Source organism: Streptomyces sp. NPDC056479 (assembly GCF_042795335.1).
Classification (GTDB): Bacteria; Actinomycetota; Actinomycetes; order Streptomycetales; family Streptomycetaceae; genus Streptomyces.
In genome coordinates this window covers 511,753-524,182 of record NZ_JBHTRZ010000004.1, presented here as the reverse complement: position 1 = coordinate 524,182, position 12,430 = coordinate 511,753, and the positions used below count along the sequence as shown (strand labels likewise).

General features: G+C 72.6%; 10 protein-coding genes. 7 read left to right on the top strand and 3 right to left on the bottom strand.

Features of this window, described 5'->3' with window-relative positions; all coding sequences use genetic code 11:
• The first annotated feature begins 82 nt into the window (after positions 1–82).
• The 4 genes from ACFQ6S_RS18925 to ACFQ6S_RS18910 all read left to right on the top strand — a co-directional run bounded on the left by ACFQ6S_RS18925 (position 83) and on the right by ACFQ6S_RS18910 (position 5,681).
• The gene (locus ACFQ6S_RS18925; RefSeq protein ID WP_383411299.1) at positions 83–3,283 is read left to right on the top strand and encodes a S41 family peptidase; all 3,201 of its coding nucleotides are present in this window, start codon (positions 83–85) and stop codon (positions 3,281–3,283) included.
• A gap of 119 nt (positions 3,284–3,402) precedes the next feature.
• On the top strand, positions 3,403–3,756 hold the full coding sequence (locus ACFQ6S_RS18920) for a histidine triad nucleotide-binding protein (protein ID WP_383410562.1): 354 nt from the start codon (positions 3,403–3,405) through the stop codon (positions 3,754–3,756).
• A 6-nt stretch (positions 3,757–3,762) separates the two neighbouring features.
• Positions 3,763–4,668, top strand: a complete 906-nt coding sequence (locus ACFQ6S_RS18915) for a ribonuclease Z (RefSeq protein ID WP_383410559.1) — start codon at positions 3,763–3,765, stop codon at positions 4,666–4,668.
• Between the two features lie 20 nt (positions 4,669–4,688).
• Positions 4,689–5,681 carry an adenosine deaminase gene (locus tag ACFQ6S_RS18910; protein ID WP_383410557.1) on the top strand — a complete coding sequence of 331 codons (993 nt, stop codon included), beginning with the start codon at positions 4,689–4,691 and terminating at the stop codon, positions 5,679–5,681.
• On the opposite strand, the gene ACFQ6S_RS18905 is transcribed toward ACFQ6S_RS18910, so the two are convergent.
• A complete protein-coding gene (locus ACFQ6S_RS18905) occupies positions 5,674–6,912 on the bottom strand; it encodes an MFS transporter (protein ID WP_383410554.1) in 1,239 nt (412 codons plus the stop codon). The genes ACFQ6S_RS18910 and ACFQ6S_RS18905 overlap by 8 nt on opposite strands.
• A gap of 209 nt (positions 6,913–7,121) precedes the next feature.
• On the bottom strand, positions 7,122–7,907 hold the full coding sequence (locus tag ACFQ6S_RS18900; RefSeq protein ID WP_383410551.1) for an IclR family transcriptional regulator: 786 nt from the start codon (positions 7,905–7,907) through the stop codon (positions 7,122–7,124).
• Between the two features lie 103 nt (positions 7,908–8,010).
• Between ACFQ6S_RS18900 and ACFQ6S_RS18895 the strand changes: the two genes are divergently transcribed.
• The 3 genes from ACFQ6S_RS18895 to ACFQ6S_RS18885 all read left to right on the top strand — a co-directional run bounded on the left by ACFQ6S_RS18895 (position 8,011) and on the right by ACFQ6S_RS18885 (position 11,500).
• Entirely contained in the window at positions 8,011–8,949 is a 939-nt protein-coding gene (locus ACFQ6S_RS18895; protein WP_383410548.1) for a 5-dehydro-4-deoxyglucarate dehydratase, read from the top strand.
• Positions 8,946–10,235 carry a glucarate dehydratase family protein gene (locus tag ACFQ6S_RS18890; RefSeq protein WP_383410545.1) on the top strand — a complete coding sequence of 430 codons (1,290 nt, stop codon included), beginning with the start codon at positions 8,946–8,948 and terminating at the stop codon, positions 10,233–10,235. The genes ACFQ6S_RS18895 and ACFQ6S_RS18890 overlap by 4 nt, the downstream gene beginning before the upstream one ends.
• A gap of 107 nt (positions 10,236–10,342) precedes the next feature.
• Positions 10,343–11,500 carry a carbohydrate kinase family protein gene (locus ACFQ6S_RS18885; protein WP_383410542.1) on the top strand — a complete coding sequence of 386 codons (1,158 nt, stop codon included), beginning with the start codon at positions 10,343–10,345 and terminating at the stop codon, positions 11,498–11,500.
• Positions 11,501–11,518: 18 nt separating this feature from the next.
• Here ACFQ6S_RS18885 and ACFQ6S_RS18880 read toward each other — a convergent pair whose 3' ends face one another.
• Positions 11,519–12,319, bottom strand: coding sequence for a VOC family protein (locus ACFQ6S_RS18880; protein WP_383410539.1), 801 nt, complete (start codon positions 12,317–12,319; stop codon positions 11,519–11,521).
• Positions 12,320–12,430 lie beyond the last annotated feature (111 nt).

Genomic DNA, 12,430 nt, shown 5'->3' with positions numbered 1-12,430 from the left:
TCTGTTCGCGCACGCCGCCCTTGCTTAGGGTGATCGGGTGACACAGCCCGCGACGTCAGTTCCGGATCCGGCCGCACACTCCTTGGCCGCACACCCCGCGCCCTCGTATCTGCGGTATCCGCATCTGCACGGCGACCTGGTCGCCTTCACCGCCGAGGACGACGTATGGCTCGCCCCGCTCGACGGCGGCCGGGCCTGGCGGGTCAGCGCCGACAATGTGCCGGTCACCCGGCCGCGCATCTCGCCCGACGGTACGACCGTCGCCTGGACCTCGACCCGGGACGGCGCCTCCGAGGTGCACATCGCGCCGGTCGACGGCGGCCCCTCCAAGCGCCTTACACATTGGGGTAGTTGGCAGACCCGGGTACGCGGCTGGACCCCGGACGGGCAGATCCTCGCGATCAGCACCCGGGGCCAGGCGGGCAGCCGCCGCACCTGGGCCCACACGGTCCCGCTCGACGGCGGCCCGGCCACCGTCCTGCCCCACGGCCCCGTCGGTGACGTCGTCCACGGGCCGCATCTGGTGCTCGCCTCCGCGCCCATGGGCCTGGAGGCGGCCCGCTGGAAGCGCTACCGGGGCGGTACCGCGGGCAAGTTGTGGATCGACCGGGCAGGCGACGGGCAGTTCGTACGGCTGCACGAGGAGCTGGACGGGAACCTCGAAGACCCCTTGTGGGTGGGGGAGCGGGTCGCCTTCCTCTCCGACCACGAGGGCGTCGGGGCCCTCTACTCCTCCCTTGCCGACGGGAACGATCTACGACGGCACACCCCGCTCGACGGCTTCTACGCCCGGCACGCCGCGAGCGACGGCACCCGTGTCGTCCACGCCTCCGCCGGTGAGCTGTGGCTCCTCGACGACCTCGACGGCGCCGAGCCGCGCCGGCTCGACATCCGGCTCGGCGGGCAGCGCACCGACCGCCAGCCGTACTCGCTGAGCGCCGCCCGCGCGTTCGGCGAGGCCGCGCCCGACCACACCGCGCGCGGCAGCGCGGTCGCCGTCCGGGGCGCCGTGCACTGGGTCACCCACCGGTCCGGTCCCGCCCGTGCGCTCGCCGCCGAGCCCGGCGTACGGGCCCGGCTGCCGCGCACCTTCCGCGCGGAGGGCGAGGAGTGGGTGGTGTGGGTGACGGACGCGGAGGGCGACGACGCCCTGGAGTTCGCCCCCGCGACCGGCCTCGCGCCCGGGGCCACCCCGCGCAGGCTGGCCGCCGGGCAGCTCGGCCGGGTGCTGGAGCTCGCCATGGCGCCCGACGGGAGCCGGGCGGCGGTCGCCGCGCACGACGGACGGGTGCTGTTCGTCGAGCGGGAGAGCGGCGAGGTGCGCGAGGTCGACCGCAGCGCCGACGGCGATGTGTCCGGGCTGGTCTTCTCGCCCGACTCGGCCTGGCTGGCCTGGTCGCACCCCGGCCCGCGCCCGCTGAGCCAGCTCAAGCTCGCCAACACCACCGACCTCTCGGTCTCCGAGGCGACCCCGCTGCGCTTCCAGGATTACGCGCCCGCGTTCACGCAGGACGGCAAGCACCTGGTGTTCCTGTCGACCCGGGCCTTCGACCCGGTCTACGACGAGCACGTCTTCGACCTCGCCTTCGTGGTCGGCTCGCGCCCGCACCTGATCACCCTCGCCGCGACCACCCCGTCCCCCTTCGGACCGCAGCGTCACGGCCGCCCCTTCGACGCGCCGGACAAGGACGAGACGCCCGACAGCGAGGGCACCCCGACCACCCGCATCGACCTCGAAGGGCTCGCCGACCGGATCGTGCCGTTCCCGGTCGAGGCCGCCCGCTACACGCATCTGCGGGCCGCGAAGGACGGCGTGCTGTGGCTGCGGCACCCCGTGCGCGGCGCGCTCGGCGCCTCCCGGGCCACGCCCGAGGACCCCGAGCCCAAGACCGAGCTGGAGCGCTACGACCTCGCCCAGCGGCGCGTCGAGCATCTCGCCGACGACGCCGACGACTTCGAGGTCAGCGGCGACGGCAAACGGGTGCTGCTGTGGACCGACGGCAGGCTCAAGGTCGTACCCAGCGACCGGCGGGCCTCCGGCGACGACGACAGCGACTCGAACATCACCGTGGACCTGACCCGCGTACGGCAGACGATCGACCCGGCCGCCGAGTGGCGGCAGATGTTCGACGAGGCCGGCCGCATCATGCGGGACCACTTCTGGCGGCCGGACATGAGCGGCGTGGACTGGGCGGGCGTACTGGACCGCTACCGCCCCCTGCTCGACCGGGTGGCGACCCACGACGACCTGATCGACCTGCTGTGGGAGGTGCAGGGCGAGCTGGGCACCTCGCACGCCTATGTCGCCGGGCGCGGCGGCTACGGCGGCGGGGCCCGGCAGGGGCTGCTCGGCGCCGACATCTCCCGCCACGCGGACGGCAGTTGGCGTATCGACCGGATCCTGCCGTCGGAGACCTCCGACCCCGAGGCACGGGCGCCGCTGGCCGCGCCCGGGGTCGCGGTGCGGGCCGGGGACGCGATCGTGGCGGTGGCCGGGGTGCCGGTGGATCCGGTGGCCGGGCCCGGCCCGCTGCTCGTCGGTACGGCGGGCAAGGCGATCGAGCTGACGATCTCGCCGGCCGGGGGCGGTGAGGCACGGCACGCGGTCGTGGTGCCGATCGCCGACGAGCAGCCGTTGCGCTACCACGCGTGGGTGGCGGACCGGCGGGCGTACGTCCATGAGAAGTCCGGCGGGCGGCTCGGCTATCTCCACGTCCCGGACATGCAGGCGCCGGGGTGGGCCCAGATCCACCGTGACCTGCGGGTCGAGGTGGCGCGGGAGGGACTCGTCGTGGACGTCCGCGAGAACGGCGGCGGGCACACCTCCCAGCTGGTCGTGGAGAAGCTGGCGCGAAAGATCGTCGGCTGGGAACTGCCGCGCGGAATGCGGCCGTACAGCTACCCGCAGGACGCTCCGCGCGGGCCCGTGGTGGCGGTGGCGGACGAGTTCTCCGGGTCGGACGGGGACATCGTCAACGCGGCGATCAAGGCGCTGGGGCTCGGACCGGTGGTGGGCACGCGGACCTGGGGCGGCGTGATCGGCATCGACAGCCGCTACCACCTGGTCGACGGCACGCTCATCACCCAGCCGAAGTACGCCATCTGGCTGGAGGGGTACGGCTGGGACGTGGAGAACCACGGCGTCGACCCGGACGTGGAGGTGGTCCAGCGGCCGCAGGACTGGGCGGCGGGCCGGGACGCCCAGCTGGACGAGGCGATCCGGATCGCGTTGGAGGTACTGGAGGAGCGGCCCGCGAAAACGCCGCCCAGTTTGCCCACCTAGGGGCGCGGGGCTGTATCGATGTGCGGCTGCGCCGCGTGGGCGCGATCAACCCCCACGCACCCGCACCCGACGACGATACGATGCCAACCGTAAAGCGCCGCCCAACCCCCGGAGGGACCATGGCAGGGGAACCCCAGGACGACTGCCTGTTCTGCAAGATCGTCGAGGGCCACGTCCCGGCGACGATCGTCCGGGAGACGGACACCACCGTCGCGTTCCGGGACATCAATCCCCAGGCGCCCACCCACATTCTGATCATTCCCAAGGCGCACTACCGGGACGCGGCCGCGCTCGCCACCGCCGAGCCGGAGCTCGCCGCGGACGTCCTGCGCGAGGCCCAGGCCGTCGCCGACGAGGAGAAGCTGGAGAGCTACCGCATCGTGTTCAACACGGGCCCCGGCGCCGGCCAGACCGTCTTCCACGCCCACGCCCATCTCCTGGGCGGCCGCGGCATGCAGTGGCCCCCCGGTTAAGTCGCCGTGTCCGTACGTGAATTGGTCGTCCTGGGGACGGCGAGCCAGGTCCCGACCCGGCACCGGAACCACAACGGCTATCTGCTGCGGTGGGACGGGGACGGGATCCTCTTCGATCCCGGCGAGGGCACTCAGCGGCAGATGCTGCGTGCGGGAGTGGCCGCCCATGATCTGAACCGGATCTGTGTCACCCACTTCCACGGCGACCACTCGCTGGGGCTCGCCGGGGTCATCCAGCGGATCAACCTCGACAAGGTTCCGCACCCCGTCACCGCCCATTACCCGCGTTCCGGGCAGCGCTTCTTCGACCGGCTGCGGTACGCCACCGCCTACCGCGAGACCGTCGACCTCGCCGAGGCCCCGGTCAGCGAGGACGGCGTCATCGCCGACACCGGCGCCTACACGCTGCACACCGCCCGGCTCTCGCACCCCGTCGAGTCGTACGGCTACCGCCTCGTCGAGCCCGACGGCCGCCGCATGCTGCCCGAACGGCTCGCCGCGCACGGCATCAAGGGGCCGGACGTCGGACGGATCCAGCGGGAAGGCACGCTGGGCGGGGTCTCCCTCGACGACGTGAGCGAGATCCGGCGCGGGCAGCGGTTCGCGTTCGTCATGGACACCCGGCTGTGCGACGGGGTGCACACCCTCGCCGAGGGCTGCGACATGCTCGTCATCGAGTCCACCTTCCTGGACGAGGACGTCGAACTCGCCGTCGAACACGGCCATCTGACCGCCGGGCAGGCCGCCCGTGTCGCGCTCGACGGCGGTGTACGGCATCTCGTACTCACCCACTTCAGCCAGCGCTACACCGACCCCGACGAGTTCGAGCGGCAGGCACGCGAAGCCGGCTTCGACGGGGAGCTGACCGTGGCCCACGACCTGCTGCGGGTGCCACTGCCGAAACGCCGATGACCTCGCCGTACGATGCTTCGATGCCCCTCCCCACAGCTGAACTGCACCTCCATGTCGAAGGCACCCTCGAACCCGAGCTCGCCTTCGAGCTGGCCGCCCGCAATCGCGTCGAGCTGCCGTACGGCGACACCGAAGAGCTCCGCAAGGCCTACCAGTTCGAGGACCTCCAGTCCTTCCTGAACCTGTACTACGAGCTGATGGCCGTCCTGCGCACCGAGCAGGACTTCGCGGACCTCGCGAACGCCTACCTCGCCCGCGCCGCCGCCCAGGGCGTGCGGCACGCGGAGATCTTCTTCGACCCGCAGGCGCACACCAAGCGGGGCGTCGAGCTCGGCACCGTCGTCGAGGGGCTGTGGCGGGCGCTGGGGAGCAGCGAGGCGAACCACGGGGTCTCCACCCGGCTCATCATGTGCTTCCTGCGCGACGACTCCGCCGAGTCGGCCATGGACACGCTGCGGGCCGCCGAGCCCTATCTCGACCGGATCACCGGCATCGGCCTCGACTCGGCCGAGGTCGGGCATCCACCGGTGAAGTTCCGCGAGGTGTACGAGGCGGCCGCCGCGCTCGGCCTGCGGCGCGTCGCGCACGCGGGCGAGGAGGGGCCGCCCGCCTACATCACCGAGGCCCTCGACGTCCTCGGCGTCGAGCGCGTCGACCACGGGCTGCGGTGCATGGAGGACCCGGCGCTGGTCGAGCGGCTGGTGCGGGAGCGGGTGCCGCTGACCCTGTGCCCGCTGTCGAACGTGCGGCTGCGCACCGTCGACACCCTCGCCGACCATCCGCTGCCGGCCATGCTCGACGCCGGGCTGATGTGCACGGTCAACTCCGACGACCCGGCCTACTTCGGCGGGTACGCGGGCGACAACCTCGACGCCGTGCGGCAGACCCTCGGCCTGACCGGGGAACGGCTCCGCGAGCTCGCCCGCAACTCCTTCCTCGCCTCCTTCCTGGAGGACGACGAGGAGCTGCGGGCGCGGTACCTGGCCGAGGTGGAGGCCTACGAGTTCAAGTAGCCGGGGTAAGGCGCTCGGGTGCGGCCGGGGTGGCTTCGACGGTGGCCAGCGGGAACTCGACGACTTCCACTTCCACGACCTCGATGCCTTCGGCGATCTCGACGGACTTCCGGGAGTGCCGGCCCAGCGCCACGACCGTCATCGGTACGGCGATCACCAGCAGCCCCACCGCGAGGACCACTCCCATCGCCGGGAAGCCGGCCCGCGCCGACAGCACGCTCCCGGTGAGCGGTCCCGCAGCCGTGCCCAGTGACGACGCCGAGCCGACGAGGACCGCCCAGCGGCCGCGTGCGTCGAGGGAGGCGGCGAGGCCGATGACGTACGACAGGACGATCGGGTAGAGCGTGTTCCAGGCGATCTCGCCGGTCGCGAAGGTCTCCAGGTCCGTGGCGGACGCGCTCACCGTGATGCAGACCGCGATGAGGACGGTACCGCCGCCGATCGGCAGCGCACGGCCGAGGCGCGGGCCGAGCGCACCCGCACCCGTCACGCCCAGCAGCCCGGCGCCGAGCGCCACGGCGAACACCGCGCCGACCGTGGCCTCGGTCAGCTGAGCCTGCGTCAGCCCGATCCGGCCGCTGACACCCCACAGGGAGTTCTGGACGAGGGACCAGCACAGCATGCAGGCGGCGAGGACCAGGCCGGGGCGCCGGTGCGGGAGGCGGGAGGCGGACCGTGCCTGTGGCTGTGGGGCGGCGCCCGACGGCAGACGGCCCGTCAGCGGCCATACCGCGAGCGCGGTGACGGCGATCGCGGCCAGCGGCTGGCCATGGCCGGGACCGAGGTGCGGGACCGTCAGATAGACGGCGCCCGCGAGGGCGGAGACGCCGAGCAGGCCGACCGTGGTGGCCCGGTGCGGGTCGGGCTGGGCGGCGATACGGGTGGCGGCGACCGCGGTGGTCGTACCGGATCCGAAGCCGCCGAGCAGCACGCCCAGGACGACGGCCGGTACGGAGTGCGCGAGGGCCGCGCCGCCGTAGCCGAGCAGGGCCAGCGCGAGCCCGAAGCGGGCCAGTCCGCGGGCGCCGATCCGCTCGACGCGGGAGGCAAGCAGAAAGCCCGCCGACGCCGAACTCAGCAGCAGCGCGCTGCCGACGGCGCCCGCCTGGGTGGGGGAGAGCGGAAGTCCGGAGTCGAGCCTGCCGACGACCGTCGGCAGCAGATACGGAGCGAGGTACCCGGCCGTGAAAAGGGCGACGAGGGGCCAGGGGGTGGTGCGGGGGGCGAACACGGGCGTTCCCAGGGCATGCGAAAGGACGGCACAGGAGGGGGAGGGGCGCAGGCCGTCGACGGACAGGAACGCGCGGGCAATTTGTATCAAGGGAGGGGACGCGCGAAAAAGTGGGAGCGGTGTGATCTGAGGCACGTTCTGTTTGGGGTGGGGCAAGTCGGGTAGGTTCGTCGCCCTCGCGTCGCCCTTCTCGGTCTACACAGGCGCTCTCACCTGCGCCAGTGCACCGACCCGCCCCCGCCGGGAACCGTCGCCTCGATCTTCGCCCTGATCTCCCGCATCACCGCGACGATCCGCTCCTCGTGCCCCGCCGACAGCCGTGCCACCGGCACCGAGCAACTGATCGCGTCCTGGACCGGGGCGTCGTAGCGCAGGGCGAAGCCGAAGCCGACGATGCCGAGGACGCCCTCCTCGCGGTCGACCGACCAGCCGCGTGCCCGCACCTCGGCGAGGTCCGCGGCAAGAGAGGCGCGGGTGGTGTGGGAGTTGGGGGTGAGGGCCCGGTACGGGCCCTCGGGGAGGTCGGAGTCGGGGCGTTCGGCGAGCAGCGCCTTGCCGAGCGCGCCCACGTGTGCCGGGAGGCGCCGGCCGACCCTGCTGATCGTCCTGAGGTATTCGTGCGACTCGCGCGTCGCCAGATACGCCACGTCCCGGCCGTCCAGCCGCCCCATGTGGATCGTCTCGCCCAGCGCGTCGGACGCCTCGTCCAGATACGGGCGTACGACGCGGACGCGCGGGTCGGAGTCGAGGTAACCGGTGCCGGTGAGCAGGGCGTGGATGCCGATGCCGTAGAGGGAGCCGGTGACGTCGGTGCGGACCCAGCCGCGCGCGATCAGGGTCTGGAGCAGCGCGTACATGGAGCTGCGCGGCACGGCCAGTTCGTCGGCCAGCTCCTGGAGGCGTGCCGGGCGGTCGCCGCGGGCGGCGAGGAGTTCCAGCAGCTCGACCGTACGCGCCGCGGACTTCACCTCACGGACGCCGCCTGTCTCTGACATGGGCCGATGGTAATCGGGCCGGCCGCGCCATTGACGGTCCCGGTTCGCGTATCTAATCTCCATTCTCATACGTGGATGAGGTCTACATAGGGAGATGACGAGGGTGAGCCTCGATACGGACACGACGCGGCGTCTGCGGGACGGCATGGCGCGAGGAGTGCTGTCGTTCCCGCTCACGAGCTTCCACGACGACGGCTCGCTGGACCCGGACGGCTTCCGTGCCTATGTCGCCGACCGGCTCGCCACCGCCCCCGGGGCCCTCTTCCCCGCCTGTGGCACCGGTGAGTTCTTCTCGCTGGACGAGGACGAGTACCGCCAGGTCGTCTCGATCGCCGTCGAGGAGGCGGGCGGACGCGTGCCCGTCGTCGCCGGGACCGGGTACGGCTGGGCGCAGGCCGTCCGCTTCGCGCGCATCGCCGAGGAGGCCGGCGCCGACGCCCTCCTCGTCCTGCCGCACTATCTGATCGCCGCCCCGCAGGACGGCCTGGTCGCCCAGCTGGAGCACATCGCGGCCCGCACCCGACTGCCGCTCATCGCCTACCAGCGCGGCCAGGTCGCCTTCACCATCGGGTCGTTGAAGCGCATCGCCGGTATCCCGGGCGTCATCGGCCTCAAGGACGGCCACAGCGACCTCGACCGCCTCCAGCGCCTCACCCTCGCCGCCCCCGAGGACTTCCTCTTCTTCAACGGCGCCCTCACCGCCGAGGTCCAGGCCCGCGCCTACGCGGCCGTCGGCGTCCCCGCCTACTCCTCCGCCGTGCACGCCTTCGCCCCCGAGATCGCGAACGCCTTCTTCGCCGCCCTCGCCGACGGCGACCACGGCACGGTCGACAAGCTGCTGCGCGACTTCTACGTCCCGTTCGTCGAACTGCGCGACCGGGTGCCCGGATACTCCGTGTCCCTGGTGAAGGCGGCGGCCCGGCTGCGCGGCCGCCCCGTCGGCCCCGTACGCGCCCCGCTCACCGACCCGTCGGCCGCCGACCTGGCCGACCTGCGCACCCTGCTCACCGCCGGACTCCACCTCGTGGGAGCCGCGCTGTGAACCTCACCATCACGGACGTCCGTCTGACCCCGATCCTGGTCGCCGACCCGCCGCTGCTGAACACCCAGGGCGTGCACCAGCCGTACACGCCACGCCTGATCATGGAGGTCGAGACGGCGGGCGGCGTCGTCGGGGTCGGGGAGACGTACGGCGACACCAAGTATCTGGAGCTCGCCCGGCCGTTCGCCGAGAAGCTGATCGGTCGTCAAGTCTCCGATCTCAACGGGCTGTTCGTCGTCGCCGACGCCGTGGCAGTCGACGGGACCCGGGTCTCCGGGCAGGTCGACGTCGGCGGACTGCGGGGCGTGCAGACCGCCGACAAGCTGCGGCTGTCCGTCGTCTCCGCCTTCGAGGTGGCCTGTCTCGACGCCCTCGGCAAGTCGCTCGGGCTGCCCGTGCACGCGCTGCTCGGGGGCAAGGTGCGCGACACGGTCGAGTACAGCGCGTACCTGTTCTACAAGTGGGCCGGCCATCCGGCGGGCGTTATCGCGGAGAAGGACGACTGGGGTGCCGCCGTCGACCCGGCCGGGGTGGTGGAACAGGCGCGTCGGTTCAAGGAGCGGTACGGGTTCACGTCCTTCAAGCTCAAGGGCGGTGTCTTCCCGCCGGACGAGGAGATCGCGGCGATCCGGGCCCTCGCGGAGGCCTTTCCCGGGCACCCCCTGCGGCTCGACCCCAACGGGGCCTGGTCCGTGGAGACCTCGCTGAAGGTGGCGCGGGAGCTGGGGGACGTCCTGGAGTACCTGGAGGACCCGGCCCTCGGTACGGCCGCGATGGCGGAGGTCGCCGCGCGCAGCGGGGTGCCATTGGCGACCAACATGTGCGTGACGACGTTCGCGGAGATCAAGGAGGCGTTCACGAAGAACGCCGTGCAGGTGGTCCTCTCCGACCACCACTACTGGGGCGGGCTGCGCAACACCCGGCAACTGGCCGCCGTCTGCAGCACCTTCGGCGTCGGGGTGTCCATGTACTCCAACACCCACCTCGGCATCTCCCTGGCCGCGATGACCCACGTGGCCTCGACCGTCCCGAACCTCCACCACGCCTGCGACTCCCACTACCCCTGGCAGTCCGAGGACGTCCTCACCGAGCGCCTCGCCTTCGACGGCGGCCGGGTCGCCGTACCGGACGCCCCCGGCCTCGGCGTCGAGCTGGACCGCGACCGGCTCGCCGAGCTGCACCGGCGGTGGCTGGATGACGACGGCTCACTCCGGGACCGCGACGACGCGGCGGCGATGCGGGTCGCCGAGCCGGGGTGGGTGACGCCGGAGGTACCGCGCTGGTGAGCGGCTTTTCCGGCTGACGGGACGCGAGGGGCTCGGCAAGATCGCGGTGGCGTTGTCAGTGGCGTGGTGCACACTGGCCAGATCAGCACCACGTCAGGGAGCGCACCGTGACCACGCCCACCGCGCCCACCGGAAAGGGACCCTCGCCCCAGGGGCCGTCGGCCAAGGCGACGGGGCCGTACCGCCGGGCCCAGGTCGACCCCCTCATCGGCCTGCGCGCGCCCGCCGATCCGCCCTGGGACGTCTATCTCACGGGCACGGTCTTCCTCGACATCATCTTCACCGGCCTCGACTCGGCCCCGGTGCGCGGGACGGAGTCCTGGGCGCGCGGGATGGGCTCCAGCCCCGGCGGTGTGGCGAACATGGCCACCGCCCTGGCCCGCCTCGGCCTGCGGACGTCCCTCGCGGCGGCCTTCGGCGACGACCACTACGGCGACTACTGCTGGGACGCGCTGGAGCAGGGCGAGGGCATCGACCTCTCGCCGTCGCGCACGGTCCCGGGCTGGCACTCACCGGTGACGGTCTCGATGGCGTACGAGGGGGAGCGCACCATGGTCTCCCACGGCCACGAGCCACCCCCGGAGGAGCCGGCGCCGGAGTGCCCGCCCCGCGCGCGGGCCGCCGTGGCCTCGCTGGTGCCGGGCACACGCGCCCCCTGGATCGCCCAGGCCGCGAGCAAGGGCGCCCGTATCTTCGCCGACGTCGGCTGGGACGACACCGGGGCGTGGGACCTGGCGGGGCTCGCGGACCTGGAGCACTGCGAGGCCTTCCTGCCGAACGCGCAGGAGGCGATGCGCTACACGGGCACCGACTGCCCCCGCAAGGCGGCCCACGCCCTGACCGCGCACGTCCCGCTGGCGGTGGTCACCCTCGGCGCGGAGGGCGCCTACGCGGTGGACGGCAGAACCGGGGAGACGGCCGAGGTACCCGCCATCGCCGTGGAGGCGATGGACCCGACGGGCGCCGGTGACGTCTTCGTGGCCGGCTTCGTCACCGGCACCCTGGCCGACTGGCCCCTCGAGGACCGTCTGGCCTTCGCGGGCCTGACCGCGGCCCTTTCTGTGCAGGAGTTCGGCGGCTCCCTGTCCGCCCCGGGCTGGGCCGAGATCGGCGCGTGGTGGCGCCAGGTCCGGTCCCTGGACCGGCAGGACCCCGAGGCCCTGCGCCGGTACGCGTTCCTGGCGGACCTGGTGCCACAGGAGGCGGGGAGACCCTGGCCGCTGCGCAGGGCGGTGCCGACGATCGGCTTCGGACGGTCGGCCTGAGAGCGGCGGCGGCCGGGCTCAGCTCGGCGTCGCCGGGGTCAGGACCACGAAGTCCGCGTTCGACGGATCCACGCACACCGCCAGCCGGCCGACACCTTCCGCGTCCTCCGGCCCCATCTGCACACTTCCGCCGTTCTCGGTGACCTTGGCGACCGCCGCGTCGCAGTCGTCGACGTTGAAGACCGGGTGCCAGTAAGGCCGCCCGGCCGCCAGCGCGAGGTTCTCCGCGGGCAGCTCCATGAGGCCGCCCTGCATACGCTCCTCGGGCAGCCCGGCGGGCGTGATGATGGTGTACGCGCCTCCGCCGCCGGGCAGTTCCATGTCGTTGTACTGCCAGCCGAAGATGCCGCCGTAGAACTCCTTCGCGGCCGCGGCGTCGGTCGTGTACAGCTCCGTCCAGGACAGCGAGCCCGTCTCGTCCGCCAGCTCGAAGCCCGAGTTCTTCCCCGGCTGCCACACGGCGAACTGCCCGCCCAGCGGGTCGGTGAACTGGGCCATCCGCCCCCAGTCCTCCAGGTCCATCGGCGCCACCCGCACCGTGCCGCCGGCGCCCTGCACGGCCTGCGCTGCGGCGTCCGCGTCGGTGACGGTGTAGTAGATCATCCAGGCCGACCGCGCCCCCTCCTCGGTGAGCTTGCCGAGCCCGGCGACGGTTTTGCCGTCCTTCTTGAACATCCCGCCCTGGAACTCCTCGCCCTCGTCCATGGACTCGTACTCCCAGCCGAGCACGGCACCGTAGAAGGCCGCGGAGGACCGCACATCGGGGGCGCCGAGGTCGAGCCAACAGGGGGAGCCGGGGGCCTGGTCGGTGGTGATCATGACGATTCCCTTCCGCCGATCCGGTATGCCCTCAGCCTGACACCGGGCACTGACAATCGCCCGTCGGATCGCCCCTCCGCAGAGCCGGGTACCCCGCTCCTCAAACGCCAG

What these genes read in the sequence shown, in the direction of transcription:
- ACFQ6S_RS18920 (WP_383410562.1), top strand. Translation starts at nt 3,403, where the DNA reads ATGGCAGGGGAACCCCAGGACGACTGCCTGTTCTGCAAGATCGTCGAG.
- ACFQ6S_RS18910 (WP_383410557.1), top strand. Translation starts at nt 4,689, where the DNA reads ATGCCCCTCCCCACAGCTGAACTGCACCTCCATGTCGAAGGCACCCTC.
- ACFQ6S_RS18900 (WP_383410551.1), bottom strand. Translation starts at nt 7,907, where the DNA reads ATGTCAGAGACAGGCGGCGTCCGTGAGGTGAAGTCCGCGGCGCGTACG.
- ACFQ6S_RS18880 (WP_383410539.1), bottom strand. Translation starts at nt 12,319, where the DNA reads ATGATCACCACCGACCAGGCCCCCGGCTCCCCCTGTTGGCTCGACCTC.